Origin of the sequence: Roseobacter sp. SK209-2-6 (genome assembly GCF_000169455.1) — a bacterium.
Lineage (GTDB): Bacteria > Pseudomonadota > Alphaproteobacteria > Rhodobacterales > Rhodobacteraceae > Pseudophaeobacter.
The window spans coordinates 347185-365176 of sequence record NZ_AAYC01000001.1 but is presented as its reverse complement, the minus strand read 5'-3'; the positions used below and the strand labels follow the sequence as shown (position 1 = coordinate 365176).

The 17992-nt window shown below is 56.1% G+C and carries 15 protein-coding genes and 3 pseudogenes; 9 read left to right on the top strand and 9 right to left on the bottom strand.

Annotation, left to right across the window (positions count from 1 at the left end):
* Positions 1-147: 147 nt before the first annotated feature.
* Together RSK20926_RS01860 and RSK20926_RS01855 are read right to left on the bottom strand one after the other, a co-directional pair.
* Positions 148-627 carry a hypothetical protein gene (locus RSK20926_RS01860; RefSeq protein WP_157133011.1) on the bottom strand — a complete coding sequence of 160 codons (480 nt, stop codon included), beginning with the start codon at positions 625-627 and terminating at the stop codon, positions 148-150.
* 159 nt (positions 628-786) lie between these two features.
* Positions 787-2355, bottom strand: a complete 1569-nt coding sequence (locus RSK20926_RS01855) for a DUF2235 domain-containing protein (protein ID WP_008204044.1) — start codon at positions 2353-2355, stop codon at positions 787-789.
* 593 nt (positions 2356-2948) lie between these two features.
* On the opposite strand from RSK20926_RS01855, the gene RSK20926_RS01845 reads away from it, so the two are divergent.
* Positions 2949-3641: a CDP-alcohol phosphatidyltransferase family protein gene (locus RSK20926_RS01845; protein ID WP_008204042.1), complete on the top strand. Its 693-nt coding sequence runs from the start codon at positions 2949-2951 to the stop codon at positions 3639-3641.
* A gap of 218 nt (positions 3642-3859) precedes the next feature.
* Positions 3860-4207: a hypothetical protein gene (locus tag RSK20926_RS01840; RefSeq protein WP_008204041.1), complete on the top strand. Its 348-nt coding sequence runs from the start codon at positions 3860-3862 to the stop codon at positions 4205-4207.
* A 114-nt stretch (positions 4208-4321) separates the two neighbouring features.
* Here the strand turns inward: RSK20926_RS01840 and RSK20926_RS01835 are convergent, their stop codons facing one another.
* Positions 4322-4774 carry a methylated-DNA--[protein]-cysteine S-methyltransferase gene (locus tag RSK20926_RS01835; RefSeq protein ID WP_037253286.1) on the bottom strand — a complete coding sequence of 151 codons (453 nt, stop codon included), beginning with the start codon at positions 4772-4774 and terminating at the stop codon, positions 4322-4324.
* Between the two features lie 342 nt (positions 4775-5116).
* Between RSK20926_RS01835 and RSK20926_RS01830 the strand changes: the two genes are divergently transcribed.
* Together RSK20926_RS01830 and RSK20926_RS22325 are read left to right on the top strand one after the other, a co-directional pair.
* A complete protein-coding gene (locus RSK20926_RS01830; protein ID WP_008204039.1) occupies positions 5117-5419 on the top strand; it encodes a hypothetical protein in 303 nt (100 codons plus the stop codon).
* A gap of 671 nt (positions 5420-6090) precedes the next feature.
* Positions 6091-7311 (top strand): annotated as a pseudogene (locus RSK20926_RS22325) (IS3 family transposase).
* 201 nt (positions 7312-7512) lie between these two features.
* Here RSK20926_RS22325 and RSK20926_RS01815 read toward each other — a convergent pair.
* From RSK20926_RS01815 to dctP, 5 genes are all read right to left on the bottom strand, one after another.
* Complete coding sequence (locus tag RSK20926_RS01815; protein WP_008204034.1) at positions 7513-8307, bottom strand: carbon-nitrogen hydrolase family protein; 795 nt, start codon at positions 8305-8307, stop codon at positions 7513-7515.
* A gap of 3 nt (positions 8308-8310) precedes the next feature.
* Complete coding sequence (locus RSK20926_RS01810) at positions 8311-9468, bottom strand: M24 family metallopeptidase (protein WP_008204033.1); 1158 nt, start codon at positions 9466-9468, stop codon at positions 8311-8313.
* Positions 9469-9508: 40 nt separating this feature from the next.
* On the bottom strand, positions 9509-10804 hold the full coding sequence (locus tag RSK20926_RS01805; protein ID WP_008204032.1) for a TRAP transporter large permease: 1296 nt from the start codon (positions 10802-10804) through the stop codon (positions 9509-9511).
* A 4-nt stretch (positions 10805-10808) separates the two neighbouring features.
* The gene (locus tag RSK20926_RS01800; RefSeq protein WP_008204031.1) at positions 10809-11414 is read right to left on the bottom strand and encodes a TRAP transporter small permease; all 606 of its coding nucleotides are present in this window, start codon (positions 11412-11414) and stop codon (positions 10809-10811) included.
* A 72-nt stretch (positions 11415-11486) separates the two neighbouring features.
* Entirely contained in the window at positions 11487-12491 is a 1005-nt protein-coding gene (dctP, locus tag RSK20926_RS01795) for a TRAP transporter substrate-binding protein DctP (protein WP_008204030.1), read from the bottom strand.
* A gap of 163 nt (positions 12492-12654) precedes the next feature.
* Between dctP and RSK20926_RS01790 the strand changes: the two genes are divergently transcribed.
* From RSK20926_RS01790 to RSK20926_RS23105, 4 genes and pseudogenes are all read left to right on the top strand, one after another.
* Positions 12655-13380, top strand: a complete 726-nt coding sequence (locus tag RSK20926_RS01790) for a maleate cis-trans isomerase family protein (RefSeq protein WP_008204029.1) — start codon at positions 12655-12657, stop codon at positions 13378-13380.
* A gap of 73 nt (positions 13381-13453) precedes the next feature.
* Complete coding sequence (locus RSK20926_RS01785; RefSeq protein WP_008204028.1) at positions 13454-14152, top strand: GntR family transcriptional regulator; 699 nt, start codon at positions 13454-13456, stop codon at positions 14150-14152.
* Between the two features lie 331 nt (positions 14153-14483).
* Positions 14484-14825, top strand: a pseudogene (locus tag RSK20926_RS22675) (transposase); the annotation flags it as partial.
* A 30-nt stretch (positions 14826-14855) separates the two neighbouring features.
* Positions 14856-15013 (top strand): annotated as a pseudogene (locus RSK20926_RS23105) (DDE-type integrase/transposase/recombinase); the annotation flags it as partial.
* Positions 15014-15217: 204 nt separating this feature from the next.
* Here RSK20926_RS23105 and RSK20926_RS01775 read toward each other — a convergent pair.
* Positions 15218-16561 carry an aminotransferase-like domain-containing protein gene (locus RSK20926_RS01775; protein WP_008204026.1) on the bottom strand — a complete coding sequence of 448 codons (1344 nt, stop codon included), beginning with the start codon at positions 16559-16561 and terminating at the stop codon, positions 15218-15220.
* An 88-nt stretch (positions 16562-16649) separates the two neighbouring features.
* Here RSK20926_RS01775 and RSK20926_RS01770 point away from each other — a divergent pair, with 88 nt between their 5' ends.
* The gene (locus tag RSK20926_RS01770; RefSeq protein ID WP_008204025.1) at positions 16650-17816 is read left to right on the top strand and encodes an MFS transporter; all 1167 of its coding nucleotides are present in this window, start codon (positions 16650-16652) and stop codon (positions 17814-17816) included.
* Positions 17817-17992: the final 176 nt, after the last annotated feature.

Here is a 17992-nt window from a genome sequence, read left to right as displayed (position 1 = left end):
AGAATTTTTGCAGCAACAGGTAGATCATGCCTGAATAGCAAAGCCTCAACACTGTTTCACCAGTGCTGAGGCTTTGTTTTGGTCCGCCCGTCCCGCCCCTGCCTAAAGAGCAGAGCCAGGACTTTGGGTTAGGCGCCTGAAAAAGAGTTAGAGCTTGAGCTTCATCTCAAAGAAGCCAAAGATATCGCCGGTTTTCTCACCCGCACCGCCCGCAGCCATCCCGATACCGCAGATCGGGCAAAGAAGAAGACCAACCGCAAGCGAAGAATTGTTGCGCGCACGCTTGGAGAGGTTCACAGGTTTGAAAGCAACTTGGTGCATTTCGCCCTCGACATCACAACTCAACGTCGCGTTCACCGCGCCTTGGCTGTAGGCGGGAACATTTACAGTCGCAGGGGCCGCAAAAGAAGCAGAATACTTGGACGAATCCAGTTTACACTGACCTGCAATCTCCTTGTCGGTTCCTTGCTCTATCGTCACTTTGACCGGCTGAAAACCAGCAACAAATTCCTTGGCGCCATCGTTTTTGAAAGCAACAGAGACACCGCTTTCCTCTGGGCCCTTTACCGGCGCACAGGCCGAAAGCATCGCGCCAATGGCCAAAGCCGCAACAAATTGATTCTTCATAAATTCGCCCTTCTTTTCACGCAAATTTTCTTGTCGTAGGACGACCATTCAGTCAAGCATCAATTGAATTTACATCTTTGACCTCACCTTTTTCGCGATTTCCGGGCGCAATTGGCCTCACTCCGCGCCACCGCTCTTGGCATCCCAGGCCCCGCACCTTTATGTGCGTTTTATCGCAACTGTGATATGGCCCCGGTTGTTCTTGTAAAAACTCCAGACATCATTTGGAAAACAGTAAAGATAGCCTCCGCGCTGTAGCTCTACCGCCGTTCCAGGTCCAATTCTGACACCGGCGCCAATTTCGAACTGTCGATGTGGGTCTGGCAGGGTGACTTCGCCCTGCCGTGTCACCCCAACACCATCCGCGATGACCCCCATCAGAACAAAGGGTTTGGAGTCTGGCACCCGCCAGGAGCCCCAGACCCGACGATAGCCCCCCCCCTTTGTTTTACCAGAGAGCTTGCTGATCCAATTAGGTATTCCATGCATGTTGAGAGCAGCCGCTAGAGGCATCTTTGACTTGTTCAACCAGGTTCCTGCTGGATCATAGGCACGGTCCTTGTCGTACCAGGTCCCTTCGGCGCTGATTTCATAGTTTTTCTCCGGGTCGCAATAGACCCCCAGAGGGCTCCAGCGATCCTTGGCCCAGGCGCTGCGCCAGACGGTCTCTTCTGGATCCAGCTTCGCCGCACGCCAATCTGGGCGAGAAGGACACTGCGGATCTTGGTAACGACGCAGAACCGAAGGGTGAAACAGCGCAGCATTTTCTTCCGCATGAACATTCGGTACCCCACGCGGGCGGGTCCACATATGTTTGAAAACCGATTGCAGAGAGTCATTCACCACGCCCATCGCGCGCTCTTTCGGGATCGGACGGTCAGGATTTTCTTTCAGCAGCAAACCGAGGTCCTGAGCCTCCTCGGCCATCCAGCCCATGGCAATATTGCCAAGATCCCGGTGTTCGTAGCCACCTCCGACATCCGTATGGACACCGCAGAACCAGAGCTGCTTGATCCGTTCGTCATTGGAGATATTGCCGTCTTTATTGGTCCAAAGCGCGGGGACAAAGCTCTCACGCTGTTCATCCATTCCAACCGCATGACGACCATTCAGGACCACCGGGCTAAGCTCTGTATTGGCCCAATTGTGCCGCTTGGAAACCCTGTCAAGCTTGTTCAACAGAACATAATGGTCCGGAATGCCTGCTGTTCCGACGGTGTCCCAAACCCCAACAAGATGGATCGGAGTGGTACCGCCAGCTTTGGCCGCAGTTTCAGCATTGAAGAACTTTGCCGCTGCCAGTTTGCTCAGCTCAGTTTTGCCACGATAGACATCGAAAAGCTTGCGACAAAAGGTATCTCGCATTGTTTCTGGCACATTGGATAGATCTGCCAGGCCGATGGCAGCCACCATGTCGGCTGCGGTTCGCACCGTGTATGCGCCGCGGCTAAAGCCAAAAAAGTAGAGCCGATCCCCCGGTTGGTATCTTTCGCAAGCCGCTCTGTAGGCTGCACAAATTCCCCGCGTCAGCCCAAGGCCCAGCGCGCCCCCAAGCAATTTGTCCAAACCGCCATCGGTGCCAACACCTTCGTCATACCAGACCGTCTGTTTTTCATTGTCGCAGCACAGGTCCCGCAGCCATACAACATTGGTCAACAAAGAGCGTTCTTGCTGGTCAGTCCCACCATCATTCCAGGTGCCATCGACCAAAATTACAATGTTCTTCACCTGTCAAAACCCCTGGGCTGTCGAAAAAATAGCTTAACAAAAGTGATTCAGAGTAGAGCCGGTTCATCCCTTCGGTTCAACCCCAAGGAATTCCGGTGAACACTCTTTCGCCTATGAGCTGGTTTTGAACCTCTCGCACTTGCACGGAGAGAAACACTTTCAGCGAAACGATGGCCTACAACAGGGGTAGGCCCACTGAAGAAAGGAAGAAGAGGTCATCAAGATCCTCATTTTAATTAAAATGCGGGGCACTTTGCTTTTGCGGGGTCAGCCATGGTTAATTCTCCCGCTGTATCGATAGAAGGACCGAATTCCAGAAAGGAACACCAGAGATGAATCTTGCGAATTTCGCGCAATTTCAAGCCCCCGCTGCCCCGGCACCGCACCCTGCTCAGATCCGTTTCCCTGATCTCCCCGCTATCCTACCAACGCCTGGCACCCAGCCTGGCCCCTTCTCCGAAGAGATGCTCTACCTCACCCAAGGCAAATCCTTGCCGAGTGAAGGAACCTGGGAAGCAAAGACCAGCGCGAAGAGCTCTCTCCGCTTGCATTGACCCCTTGCGGGCGCGGGTGAAATTCGTCATCAGAAGGCTATGACACCTCAGATCCGTGCCCTCTCCGTCCACCTCCTCACCGCTACCGGCGCGGTTTTTGCCATGTTGGCAATGCTGGCCGCCGTGGATGCAAAATGGAGCCTGATGTTCGTTTGGCTTGTGGTTGCCTTTGCCGTGGACGGCGTGGATGGCCCGCTGGCGCGCCATTACCAAGTCAAGCGCTATGCCGCGCAGTTCGATGGGGTGCTACTGGATCTGATCATCGACTACCTGACCTATGTGTTCATACCCGCCTTTGCTCTCTTCAAATCCGGGTTGATGTCGGGCTGGACCGGTTGGTTTGCGATTATCGTGATCACCTTTGCCAGTGCCATGTATTTTGCCGACACACGGATGAAGACCAAAGACAACTCCTTTTCGGGATTTCCCGGCTGTTGGAATATGCTGGTTTTGGTCATCTTTGCGCTTGAGCCCAGTCACTGGACAAGTTTGGTGCTTGTTACCCTCTTGGCGATTGCCATGTTTCTTCCACTCAAGTTCATCCACCCCGTCCGCACAGAGCGCTGGCGCAAGGTTTCCTTGCCAGTCGCCCTCGCCTGGACCTTTTTTGCTGGCTGGGCCGCTTGGGTTGATTTTCACCCCCAAAGCTGGGCCCACTGGGGGCTGATCGTGACATCTGTCTATCTGCTTTTTGTTGGCATCGCCCAACAAATCTTCCCCGAAAAACGCTGACCACTGACCTGGACCCGCGCCAAGCCAAAACATTTTGGCGCCGGTTTTGCTCACCCCGGTTCAGATTTTTCTAGGGGCAGCACCCCGTTGCAAATTTCGCATAAGTTTAAATCTCATCTACACCACTTTTCTGGGTGAGTTGTAAGCCAGAGTTAATTCAGGATTGGACACAATTGTTGTCGGTAGGTGCTTTGAGCAAAGCAAAACTGGAGACAACAATGGACGCGATTTCGGGCCCACCCGGGCTGAACAATGCCCTCAATACCGTCAGTGGTGGCAAGCAGCCAGGCCCGCCAGATCACGCTAAGGCATGGGGTTGGAGGGCGAGACAAGCAGCTGTGGCTGAGGCCCAACCTCCCAGCAATCCCGCAGTCGCTCCGACAACAGAAACTGGTGCAACTCCGGAAACTGAACTTTCGACAAAAGCGCCTCCTGACACGGAAGTTCCCCCGCCCTCTGACGCTGATATGGAATCTGTCATTTTGGCATTGATTGTAGATCTTGGCGAAAGCTCAGGCGCCAATACCGCCCCGCTCTATGATGAGGTTCAGGCTCTCTTTGCTTGATTGGCAGCGCGCGCTGCCTGCCCGACACCATCACCTTCCCAGGTGGCATTGAACAAACCACAGGCAAATCTGCCATCCTACGGCGCTTGCGAGCCAAAGGTCGCCTTTATCTCCCTAAAGCAGCAAACTCGCGGCCCCTTCGTGCTTGAGCAGGGTCACCTTTGTTTCCACCCCACCCTGACCAGAAAAACCGCCCAACCCATTGGCGCCCAAAACCCGGTGACAGGGAATGATGACCGGAATTGGATTTGCGCCACAGGCGTTGCCCACAGGCTGTGGCGGTGCAGCAAGGTCCTTTGCGATTTCCCCATAGGTTCGCGTCTCCCCAAAGGGGATGGCAAACATTGCATCGCATACGGCACGTTGGAAATCTGATCCTTCCACCCGCAGCGGCAGTTCAAAAACCTGCAATTCCCCCGCAAAATAAGCCCTCAGCTGCGCTATCGCCTGGCTGAGCAAGGCGCTCTCCCCCTGTTCGGACCGTGTCCAGGTCAGCCGGGTAATCGCACCATCGCGCTCTTCAACCGTGAGCGGCCCAACAATCGTATCCAGAGTCGCCGAGAGCATGGATCCCTTTTCCTCCATTGCGCAACCATGTCACTAAACATCGGTATGGGCGGACTGCAAATCCATTTCCTGCGCATTGCTGATAAAATCTTAAGAATGACCTAACCTTTTGGATAATGGACGCGCGAAATTTCCGCTTCTATTCTCCTTAGGCGTCAAGTTGCATCCCGGAATACAAGCTATACTGGAAGGCAATCGGATCCGGCAGAAGTTGGTTCCACGCAGCTTACCCGCCCATACACAGGGCTCGCTTCAAACTTGCCCATCTCTCTCTTTGAAGCCTCGGCAAAGCTGCAGATCTCTCCCTCCAAAGGATGATCAAGACGCAAGAAGGAAACACAAATGAGCGGCGAAGACCTCAATTGCTTGGAAGACCAGGAAGAAGCCTGGGAATGTGATGCCCCAGAAGAGGAGGAGCAGAACGAAGATACCGCCACCTGCCAGCTTCCTGCTGTTCTGCAAAACGATCATCAGCCCGCGCGCATGGCGCAGAAAATCCGCTCTCTCGGAGCAGTCGCGCCCCGAGCCCAGGCTTTGCTTGCCCGTATGTTCGAGGCTCCGGAAAAAGAAACTCAGGCTTCTCCCGCCTCCAAAGCGCAGCGCGCCGAGGCCAGCTATCTAAAAGCAAGGGGCTTTCTGACGTAGTCTTGCTTGCGAAGGTGAGATCAAGACCCTTGGCCATATTCATGCCCACCCAGGTCCCGAATTCCCGGACCGCAGGTGCCAGGCTCTTCCCCAATGATCGGCCAGTTGCCACCTGATTGGTGCTATCCTCAGCTTTATCTGATCTGATTGAGTTTAGTCACTCCTTAGCCAAGTCATTTGGTTAGCAAACACACATGGGCATCTGTTTACCTCCTTGGCCCAAAACCGCTGTTCTTTGCTGTAAGAACTGGTGCATTTACCACTCCTCCCCTTTTCCAGAATGGCCCTCAAGACTACGGGTTCAGCGCATCACGTGGGGGATTTTTTTTCCTCTACTAGGAAGAATGCTCTTACTTGCGGTCGAAAAGGCTCGCTAAAGCCTGTTCACTTCGATTGGTGTGTTGCTGAGTGGAAACCTGGAAGCTGGAACTCGCAACTGACTTGATTTGCCCTTGCCTGAAAAACAGTCACGACGATCTTTCTTAAAAAGCAACCCTAGGCTGCCGTCACATTGACAGACTATTGGCCATTCCTGACGCAACCATTCATAAATAGTGAAAATTCACCCGAAAAAATCTAGACAGAGGAAAAGAGTGAGAGTTTTCACTCTGCCCCTGAGCCTCCCCAACTGAACTGGTCCGCCCCTATGTTTAGGAAACGGAGGACCAAGAATGGCAAACAAGCGACCGAAGCCGGAAGAGATAGTTTCGAAGTTACGGCAAGTTGAAGTGTTGATGGGACAAGGCATGCGCCGTCTGGATGCGATCAGACAGATCGGTGTTGTTGAACAGACCTATTATCGCTGGCGTAAGAAGTACGGTGGAATGGGCGTAGATCAATTGAAAGAACTGAAGCGGCTTCAAAAGGAAAATGACAGGCTCAGAAGGGCTGTGTCAGATCTGACGTTGGACAAATTGATCCTGAAGGAAGCTGCAAAGGGAGTGATGGCCGTCTAGGAATTGATCCTGTGGATCAATTCAGGCCCGAACGGGCGGAGCCCCTGAGCCCCGCTCGTCGTCGTGCCTGCATCAATCATGTGCGCAACCAGTTCAAAGTCTCTGAGCGCCGAGCCTGTCGCGTTTTGGGACAACATCGTTCGACGCAACGACATATCCCGAAAGGCCGTGCAGACGAGGACCGGTTGGTTACCGACATGATTGAGCTGGCTCGTCAGTTTGGCCGATACGGGTATCGTCGGATTGCCGCCTTGCTAAGAGATGCGGGCTGGTCCGTGAGCGATGGGCGTGTTGAACGGTTATGGCGACGAGAGGGGCTTAAAGTTCCGGCGAAACAAGCGAAGAAGGGTCGGCTTTGGCTGAATGATGGATCATGCGTGAGGCTGCGGCCTGAATACCGCAACCATGTCTGGTCATATGACTTCGTTCATTGCCGGACAGATGATGGCAAGGTCTTTCGCACGCTGAATATCATTGATGAACACAGCCGTGAATGCCTAGCGATCAAGGTACAGCGCAAGCTGAACTCGACAGATGTCATCGACGCACTGACGGACCTGTTCATCCTGCGCGGTGCGCCGAAGTACATACGTTCAGACAATGGCCCGGAGTTCGTCGCTAAAGCTGTTCGAGACTGGATCACTGCAGTCGGAGCAGCAACCGCCTACATCGAACCAGGATCACCCCTCTCGGGACATCGCCATGCGATGCCCTGCCGACAGTGCATGGGAAAACGGATATTGCGAGAGCTTCAATGGACGGATGAGGGATGAACTGCTCAATGGTGAAGTATTCTATAACTTGCGTGAAGCTCAGATCCTGATCGAGGAATGGAGGAAGCATTACAATACAAAGAGACCACACAGTGCATTGGGTTACAGGCCACCGGCACCTGAAGCTACAATACCGATGGATCAGAGGCCGATGATGCACTAACAATCAATCTGGACCAGTCAGATGAGGCTGCTCAGTGCGGGACCTCACAAAACTGGTGAGCGAGTGAAACACTGGATTGGCAAAGAGGAACTTGAAGGCTGGTCGCCACAGGTAGATTTGCGAAGTGGTTTAGCTGAACTTCTGACCGAGTAACACGCTCGCTCAGTCGCGGCAAAGCGCCAAGCAAACCTCCATTGCGGATCAGCCTGGACCATCAGGTAGATTCAGCCGGTCGGCGAGATAGGGCAGCCGGGCCTGGGCCACGGCAACTGCCTCTAGGTTGGCCTGCGCACGCAACAGCTCTTCTCCATCACCGGCCCTGGCCAGTTCCTGCCCGTCGGGGGCAATGACACAGCTGCCGCCATAGAAATCCATGCCGTTCTCATGGCCGCAGGAATTGGCATAGCAGACATAGATACCGTTCTCAAAGGCGCGGGCCGGGATCACGGTGTTGGCGACAACACCCCATTGCGCACCCAGGGCCGTCGGTACCAGGACCAATTCCGCCCCGGCCTGGGCAACCGCCCGGAAGGTTTCGGGAAATTCGGCGTCGTAGCAGATCAGCGTGGCCACATTGAAGCCGTTCAGTTCAAATTGCGTGTAGCCGATGCCTGGACAGAAGTGATCCCCTTCGAAACCCGGCGGAAGCAGTAGCTTGCGGTGGGTTGCCAGGAGTGTCCCGTCCTTGCTGATGCAGGAGGCGGAATTGAAGATCTGCCCATCTTGGCGTTCTGCAAACCCGTAGTGAATGGCGATCCGGTGCGCCCGTGCAAGTTCGGCGATGGCCTGGGCAGAGGGGCCGTCCGCAGGCTCTGCCCGGTCCGTAACCCGGCTGCCGATGTTATAGCCGGTCAGGAACAATTCAGGCAGGAGCAGAAGGTCCACATGCTGGCCGTCCAGTTGGGACAGACATTCCCGCAACCAGGTCAGCCGCGCCTGCGGACCGTCAAGGTCCGCAGGGCTTTGGCCCACAACAATGTTCAGGCTCGCTGTCATAGATCAGCCTTTGCTCAGCAGGATTTCGCGGGGGTAGCTGGTGATATAGTCGGTGCCGGTTTCGGTCACCACCACGGAGTCACCGATCCGGCCTGCAGTCACGCCATCAACCGAAATGCCGCCGTCGACCGCAAAGGTCATGCCAGGTTGTAGCACGGTCTTGTCGCCTTCCTTCAGCTCTGGTGCCTCCAGATAGGCAACACCGATGGAGCGGCCGGTGCGGTAGCCGGTCTCATAGCCGCGAGCGCGGTAGACCTCGTTGGCGGCAGCCGCGACGTCCTCGGCCAGTACGCCAGGTCGCATCACTGCAATCGCCGCCTGCTGGGCTTCGATGGCTGCTTCCTGAACGTCGCGGGCCTGATCAGTGACATCGCCGATGTGGAACATGCGGTCAAAGCCCAGCTTGTACTGTTTGAACTGCGCCATGTTACAGAAGCAGAAATAGACCGGGTCGAATTTTTCATAAGCTTTGACACTGGCGCGGCGGTGCACCATCGAGGCGTCCTTGCCGCTTTGCAGGATCTGCAGGTTGTGGATCATCGGCGAGACAAAGCGGTCCCAGCCCTTGTCCGTCAGGAAGGTGGCCGCCTTGCGCGAACCGGCCTCGATCACCGCCAGCGCACTTTCATATTCCTGTGCACCTTCGCGCAGGCTGTCGTGGGCGGCCCCCATCATAGCGCCCGCAATCTGGCCGGCTTCCTTCATAATGCCGATTTCAAACGGGGTTTTGATGGTGCGCATTGCGCCCAGCACCGGAGAGATGTCTTTCAGGGGCACGCCGGGATAGGTGTCGTCCAGGTGGTTGCGCACGATGGCGGGAATGGAGCCGCGCTCAATCCAGATTTCCTGGGGATTTTCACCCAGAGCGCCGGCCAGAGCGCGGCCCCAGCTGCGCTGGCCGATGTCTTCCCAGGTCTGGACGTTTTCGACCCAGGTCATTTCCGCCACCATCTCGGATTCCATCAGCGGGGTGATGACGGTGGGCTCATCATTGGCGTCGACGACCAGCATCGAGGGGCGGCCGAACTCGATCCCCAGATAGCCCCAGAAACCGGCCAGATAGGCAATCGAGCTTTCGTCGGTGAAGACGGCCTTTTGGATGCCCGCCAGGCGCATGCGGTCTTGCAGGTCGAGTGTTCGTCTCTTGGCTTCTTCCAACATGACGTGTTTTCCTTCTTAATGAGGGGTTGAGCGTACAAAGTCAGTCCAGGAGGCCCGGCAGGAACAGGGCCACGGGCGGCACGAAGGTCACGATCAGGACCATCGGAAAATGCCCCAGCAGCAGGAACTTCATGGTCGGGCCAACGTAGACCGACAATGGTTGGCGGGTGACGCCGCCTGCCATATAGAGCAGCGGAGCGCACGGCGGGGAGATGTTGCCAAGGCCGAGGTTGGTTCCGACGATAGCGGCAAAATGGATTGGGTCCAGTCCGATCTTCTGGGTGACCGGCAGTAGGATGATCGCAGCCAGCACCCCACCAGAGACGTCATCAATGATCATGCCCATGATTAGCAACAGCAGGTTGATCAGCAAGAGGATGACGATCTTGTTGTCCGAGATCGACAAAAGCAGATCGGCAAACTGCGTCGGCACCTTGGCCAGCACCATGCCGCGGCTCATCACAAACAGGAAAAACAGCACCATCAGGATCGCACCGGTCAGCCGCGCGGCCTCAACCGTCGAATTGAACAAGGCCTGCATCGGCAAGGAGCGGTAGATGATGATCCCGACAATCAGCGTATAGATCAGCGCAACAGCGCCTGCTTCGGTCGGAGTGGCGATGCCGGAATAGATCCCGCCCAGCACGATCACCGGCATGATAATGGCCAGGCTGGCCTTCTTGCCGGTATCGGTGGCTTCTTTGGCAACCTCGGTCAGGGGGATTTTCGGCGCCACGGTGATCGTCGTGTTTTTGCGCAGGAAGATGAAGTTCAGGATGCAGTAGGTAATCGCCAGCAGAATGCCGGGGCCCATGGTGGCCAAAAAGGCTTTGGCCACGCTTTCCCGGATTGCGATAGCAAAGACGATCATCGGGATCGACGGCGGGATCATCAGGGCCAGCACCGAGGAGACCGCCACCAGCGCGGTGGCGTGGCCGGGCGGATAGCCTTCCTTGATCATCCGCGGCACCATGATCTTGCCAATTGCGGCAATTGCTGCCGAGGCACTGCCGGAGATTGCGCCGAACAGGGCGCAGGTAATCACCGTGACAGCGCCCAGCCCTCCTTTGGTACGGCCAACGAATGTGTTGACGAAGTTCAGCAGCCGCTCAGAGATGCCGGATGCTCCCATCAGCGTGCCCGACAGGATGAACAGCGGGATTGCCAGCAGCGAGAAGGCGCTGACCTGGGAATAGCCGAACCCGGCATGGAAGGAGATATTGGTGCCGGACATCAGCCCGTAGGCCAGCGCGCCGGTGCCAAAGGCAAAGCCAACCGGAACCTCGATCAGCAGCAGAAAGATGATTGCCAGGAAGGCGATAAAGAATACGGTCATGAGGTCAGTCTCCGCCTTTTCCGGTGATCAGCGCGCGTGCTTCCAGGAAGACTTGCAAAATCAGGTAGAGGATCATCAGGGCAAAACCGCTCACCATGCTGAAGTCCCAGATCCACTTGGGCAGCCGCATGTAGGTGCTTTTGCGGTTCAAAGAGAGGTTGTAAGCGGCGAAATCCCAGGCGAACCAGGCAAAGACCGCAACCGTCATCAGGCAGCACAGGGTGCCGAACAGACGCACCGCCAGCAGTGTCTTGCGGTTCTGCGTCAAGAGGGTCAGCACGCCGCCTTCGATATGGTCGCGTTCGCGGGTGCAATAGGCCATGCCGATGAAGTAGATCCACAGGGCCAGCATCGGGGCCAGTTCCTCGATCCCCAGGAAGGGCGAGGAGATCACGTAACGCATGAACACTTGCGCTGCCATCAGCAGGCCCAGTGAGATCATGGCGGAGAAAAGCACCACCCGCATCAAGAGGGCCACCCGGTCCTCGATGGCATAAAACCCGCTGAGGCCGCGGTAGACCGGTGCCGACGGATCGCTGCCAGCCGGCATGATCGGTTCCGGGGTCAGGACGTTGTCCAGACTGTCCGTATGCAGAAGATCTTTGGTCATGCGCTCTCCTCCCTGGTCAGTGCATGAAATGGGTCTGCGCCCGCGGGAGAGGCGGGCGCAGGGGGGGATGGATCAATTGCCGCCAGCGGCAGCCTTGATTTGCCCCATCACGTCGGCGCCGATGATCTGCTCCATGTAGGGATGCTCCACCGCAGTCACCTGCTGGCGGTAGGTGTCCAGCTGTTCAGGTGTCAGCTCGACCACCTCGATGCCGGCTTCTCTCATCTGGGCAAACCACTTGGGGCTTTCGGCTTCCGCGTTTGCCCAGGCCCAGGTCACCGCCTCATCCGCGGCGGTGCGGATCCAGCCCTGCTGCTCTTCGCTCAGGCCTTCGAACCAGCGCTTGTTGGCAGTCCAGAAGGTGTGTTCAAAGTTCTCGCGGGTGAAGACGTAGGCGCTGACCACATCCTTGAACAGCAACACCTCAGAAGGCGGTGAATAGGCGCGTCCGTCGATAGCGCCGGTCTGCAGTGCTGTATGCACCTCGGAGAAGGCCATCGGAACGGGGGCAAAGCCTGTGGCCTTGTAGCGTTCGATCGCCATTGGCATGCCCGGAACCCGCATCTTGAAGCCTTCGGCCTCATCAGGGAAGTTGGTCGGCACCTCGACACCCTTGCGCACCACGAATCCGGTGAAATCGGTGGGGATTGTGCCCAAAAGCACCATGCCCAGATCACTCATGATGCCGTCATAGACGCCGTTCATCACCGAACCGGGGCCGTAGACCTTGCGCCCGGTTTCCCAGTCGCTGGCGACATAGCCCAGCACCGAGACATCCCAGCGCGGGTCCAGTTCCGAATGGTTCCAGGACATGGTCATCTGCACCGCGCCCTGCGACACCTGCTCGACAATCGAAGTCCAGTCGCCCAGGTCGCCGCCCGGATGATAATCGACGTTCAGCTCACCGCCGGACAGCTCATCCAGCCGCGCCGAGAAGCGCTCGGAGACTTGGTGGAAGATGTGCTGGGTGTCCATCACATGGCCCAGAATGATGTCTTCTGCCTGTGCTGCTGGCAGCGTCGCAGCCAGGACGCCGGCAGCGGCAGCACCGGCTTTGATAAATGTTGCGATTCCCACGTAGGTTTCCTCCCTTTCCGTGTTTCAGTCGCGGCTCGAATCGAAATCCGAGCCTGTCCAGCTTGCTAAGCTGTGTACAGCTATCACGTCAATACTTGACTTTTAGCAGAATAAGGACTCATTTTCCACATCGCTGCATACACCATGCGAAGAGAGGTAAGAATTGTTTGATAAAGGCCGCCACCACCGAGCGAAGATCGGCTTTGTTCTGCTGGCCACCGAGCAGACCATTGAGGACGATATTTCCCAGCTGTGCCCCAAAGGGGTGGGGGCGCATTTCACTCGTGCCTGGATCGAAGACAGCATCACGGTGGACAGCTTCAACCGGCATGCCGGGGATCTGGCCCGCGCCGCCTCGACGCTCTTGCCGGATGGCAGCCTGGATGTGATTTGCTACGGCTGCACCTCCGGCAGCCTGGTCATCGGTGAGGAGCGTGTCGCCGCCGAACTCACCAAGGGGGCGCCCTATGCCAAGCCCACCAGCCTGATTGCGGCGGTGATTGCCGCCCTGCGGGCAATTGGCGCAAGGCGCATTGCCGTGGCCACGCCCTATCTGGAGGAAATCAACCGCCGAGAAGTCCAATACCTTGAAAACGCAGGGTTCCACGTCACTGGGATCCGCGGGCTACAACTGGAAAAGGACAGCGACATGATCCGGGTCAGCCCGGAATACCTGGCGGAATTTGCTGGACAGTCAGACACGCCGGACAGCGATGCCCTATTCATCAGCTGCGGCGCCCTGCGATCGCTGGAGATCGTTGATCGGTTGGAGCAGCGCCTAGGCAAACCGGTGATCTGCTCCAATCAGGCGATGATGTGGCATGTTCTGCGCCTAGCGGGCATCTCGGATCGAATAGAGGGATACGGGCAGCTGCTGCAGCATCACTGAAATCTGCTCTTCTTTGCTACACACAGCCTTGCTAGTACTTCGGGACCCGAAGCTGCTCAGAAAGGGAGCTGCCTTGACCGCAGATGCCACATCACTAACCCCGCCAGGCTGGGGTGACCGCAAGCCGGGCGTCGAGGATATTCAGCGTCTGATCCTGAAACGGATCTGCTTCCTTGAATACACGCCAGGCGACAGGCTGAAGGAAGCGGAGCTAGCGGAAGAGTTCGGCGTCAGCCGCACACCTGTGCGCGACGCCATCAGCCGGATAAATCATCTGGGGCTGGTGGAAACCATCAACGGTGTCGGCAATGTGGTGATGGAACTACCGCAGCAGAAGATCGCGCAAGTCTATGAAATGCGTCTGCACCTTGCCTCTCTGATCGGTATAACCACCCCTGCCCAGATAGAGGAAGGCCATCTAGACCGTGCACGGGATTTGCTTCAGCAGGCCCATCAACTCAGCGGCCAGGTCGACTCTCGGCAATATGTCATTGTCAACGATCAGTTGAATACGCTGATCAGCGATCTGATCGGCAACTCAGTCCTGCGTTCTTTCTGGACCCAGGCCTATTACCAGGCGGCCAGCACCTGGCACCGGGTTGTCGACAGCGCAGGGACAGAGGTCGCGGATGCACTGGTTTCCGAGCTTGTGGACCTCGAAAATGCGCTGGCAGAGGATGACATTGTGGCCGTCGGATACATCCAGCGTATTCACATCGGCTATGGCTACGCCCGCATCAGGAAGTTCATGTTCAAAGAAACAGATCTCTGACCCGCAAATCAGTTGCAGGTGCGGAAAATAGAAAAGCTAGCCATGGAAGGTCCACAGATACCAGGTCGCAAAACAACACATCGTTTCAAAACTTGTGTGGAAGGTCACACACCTTTGACTCGATTTGTTTTGGAAAGCTGAAAACGCAATTCAACGTCATTCAAATCCTACCCAGACGTCAAGCATTTCTGATCCGGAACGAAAAACCGGCTTCAATGCTTAGCGCCGCGAAAAATGCCTTTGATCTGTTTCTGTAAAAAGCTCGCGCTTGATCGAGGTGTCAGTTGCTGGTTCAATTCCTGTAACGTACGGGTGGGTTGGCAATTATGGGATCGTAGCAGAAAGCACAAACGCGCTGTTTTATGTGTTCTCTCTGGAAGATCATGTTCCTCTAAACCACCTGATCCGAGTGATTGATCTGCATCTCGATCTGAGCATCATTCGAGGGTATCCGGCGGATTTCTACAGCCCTACGGGCCGACCTTCGATTGATCCCGAACTGATGATCCGCATGCTGCTGGTCGGCTGCTGTTTCGGCATCCGTTCGGAACGACGTCTTTGCGAAGATATGCATCTGAACCTGGCCTATCGGTGGTTCTGCCGCTTCGATCTGTCGGATCGCATCCCGGATCACTCTATGTTGTCCAAGAACCGTCATGCGCGAAATCGTGAGCTGGCCATGGACGACTACCTGCGACCGGAACTGTGCTGTGATGCCTTGACCATGGCCTGGGGCGCCACAGCCCGTTGCCAGGTCTCATTCCTCATTCGGATCGCGGCGCGCAATATGCAGGCCGCGAATACCGCGCGCTGCTCGGGTCTGCGAAGATCATCCAATCCATGAGCCGAACTGGCGAATGCTTGGAGTTCAAGCTGGTCCGCGCCAGTGACGATACTCCGCCATCGCCCCCCCCCGCGCAAGCGTATGAAACCATGACTTGGAAAAGTGCAGCATAGGCTCAATAATCAAACTGTCCGGAAAACGGGACGAACCACAGTTCATCAGGGCAACTCACAGGTCGCGGACGAAGCGGGCTTACTCTGCGGTTGCGCCAAAGTCTGCTGTCAGAATTTTATTGACGTCGAAGCCTCTTCGACCACCTCTCTGACGATATGAAAGACCTGAAGCAGTTCATCTTTCGGAATACCACCAAAGGCCAGTCGTAACGCTTGAGGCACTGCAACAGTCGTGGCAAATGGTTGCGCCCCGGTCGCTGAAATACCGCGCTCTTTCAAGCGTGTAACAATAGGATCAGCTCTGACACCCTTTTCGAGCGGCAACCACGCGAAACCAGCGTTGCGATGGCCGAGAACTGCCGATCCCCCCAGAACGGACTGACAGATCTGCTGACGTTCGGCTCCATCCCGCCTTCTCGCGTCTTCGGATTTGGTGAGCGTGCCGTCTTCGATCCAGCCGGTGACTAGCCCGGAGATCAAAGCTGGAGCGTTCCAGGTCGTCGCCCTGATCACCTCAAGAAGTCTGTCGATGTGTAATTTGGGAGCAATCACATATCCGAGGCGCAAACCAGTCCCAATACTTTTTGAAAATCCCCCCACGTAGAACGTCCGCTCAGGCGCTAGGGACATGAGGCTAGGCGGTGGCGAAGTCTCAAGGAAGGCGTAGGCCGCGTCCTCAATAATCAACAGATCACGCTTGCGTGCAATCTCGACTAGACGCAGACGTGTCTCAACATCCATGACTGTTCCTAAAGGGCTATGGACTGTTGGCATTAGATAGATCGCCCTCAGCTTACGCGCCTGGCATTGTCGTTCCAATTCATCCGGGTTCATCACACCGTGCTTGCCTTCAACGGGAATGAGATCGATATCCTTCAGCACCGAGACGGATTTGAAGCCAGGATAAGTAATAGTGTCGGTTGCAATTGCCTCACCAGATCGAAACAGTCCGAGTGCTATGGTTGCCAGGCCATGTTGACCACCGGATGTGACCAGAAGGCACTGTGGGTCAATGAGGCCGAGGGTGCTGCAGAGGCTTTCAGCTATAATCCGGCGTTCATGTGCGCGTCCGCCGTGAGGTTGATAACGCAACATCGCCTCAAGGTCGCCCGATGATGCCAGTCGCCGGAGCCCTGTGCGAAGCATTTCAGCATCAGATGCATCGCCCGGCATGTTGAAGATAAGGTCGATCAGATCATCTGTAGCAGTCTGCTGAACGCCGAGCGTTGGCGGCAATCCGAGGTCGCGCACGAATGTACCGCGACCGGCTTCGCCAATAATCAGGCCCCTCTTTTCAAGCTCTCTGTAGGCGCTCGTCGCGGTTGCGAGAGCTACTCCAGCTTGTTCTGCAAATGCTCTATGCGTCGGTAGTTTTGTTCCTGGAGCCAGCTTGCCATCCTGGATCGCGTTGGAAAGCATGTCGGCCAAACGCAGGTACCTAGGTTTCTTCATAATCTCACTGCACCTAGTACAATAGAAAAATTGTCATACAATCTTCATCGTGGCATTTCGATCTCAAGTCAATCTCCGAGGTCCATCCATGCCAAAAGCGCTCTCGATTTCATTTCTGGCCCTCGGCTTATTCACTGTGACATTTGCCGTGAATCTTCAGGCCCCCCTCTATGATGCCTACGCGGCGGAGAGCAATGTAGGTGCGACAGCCGTAACGATTGCATTTGCCGCCTATGTCGGGGGCCTTATGCCGACGCTGTTGCTGCTCGGCGGTCTCTCAGACCGGATTGGACGACGGATTCCGATTGCTTTGGCACTGATCCTTGGCGCAACAGCGACAGCGCTTCTGGTGCAAGCCCCAAGCTGGATTAGTTTGGTGATCGCACGTTTCATGCTCGGGGTCGGAACTGGCCTCGCGACGACAGCCGGAACCGCCTATATGACGGAAATTCTGGGCGATGAACGCGCCAAGAACGCGGCCCTTATTGTGACTTCGGCAACGTCGTTGGGCTTTGGTGGTGGCGCGCTGGCAACCGGTATTAGCCTCGGTCTGCAAGGTCATACGCTCTTGCCCACCAGCTACATTGCACTGTTTATAGCGGCTCCTATTCTGGCATCTATAGTCCTGACACTGCCCCCCATCGACAAGCCGAGACCAGTTTCACCTGTGCGTCTGCCGGTATTTCCAGCAGGAACATGGGTATTTGGCGTGGCAATGGCGCTGGCATGGTCCGCTACCGGCATGACTATCGCCGTCGTTCCGCTGGAGCTGGCCAAAAACAATCTCGGAGGTTGGACCGGGCTCGTCATCTTTCTCGCAATCTTCGTCGGTTTTCTGTGTCAGCCGATTGCACGACGCATGACCAACGGGCATGCCCTCGCGCTTGGTTTCCTTCTGATCCCGCTTGGCTTCCTGGTTCTTTTGGCGGGTGTCTGGATGAAAATGCTTGCATTGGTTTTGATTGGCACCTGTATCACCAGCGCAGCAAGCTACGGCTTCACCTATCTCGCCTCTTTGGCCGAGATCTCCTTGCGTGCGCCGGACAACCGGGCGCGGGCGACGGCAGGACTCTTTGTTTACGCTTACTTCGGCTTCTCTCTGCCAGTAATCGCCAGCGGCGCCCTTGCTGATATGCTTGGCCTGTTGTCTGCAATGGTTGTGTTTGAGGTGGCACTGGTCACAGTTACGGCGCTAATTATTGCGGTTTGGAAGCATCAAGTAGAACCTGCTGAAAGCGCAGCCCGTGCGGGTTAGAAGTACTGGACGCTAAACGAAGCAGTCATTCGTCCTTCCCCCAGCATTCAGTAAATTTGACCTGGTTCCTAAAAAAATCCTCCGCTTTGCCCCGTTTTGGCGGCCTAACACTATGATCTCATTTGGATGTGGAAAGGCTGCCCGCCCTTTCATCCTGTTGCAGACACCATTGGTTT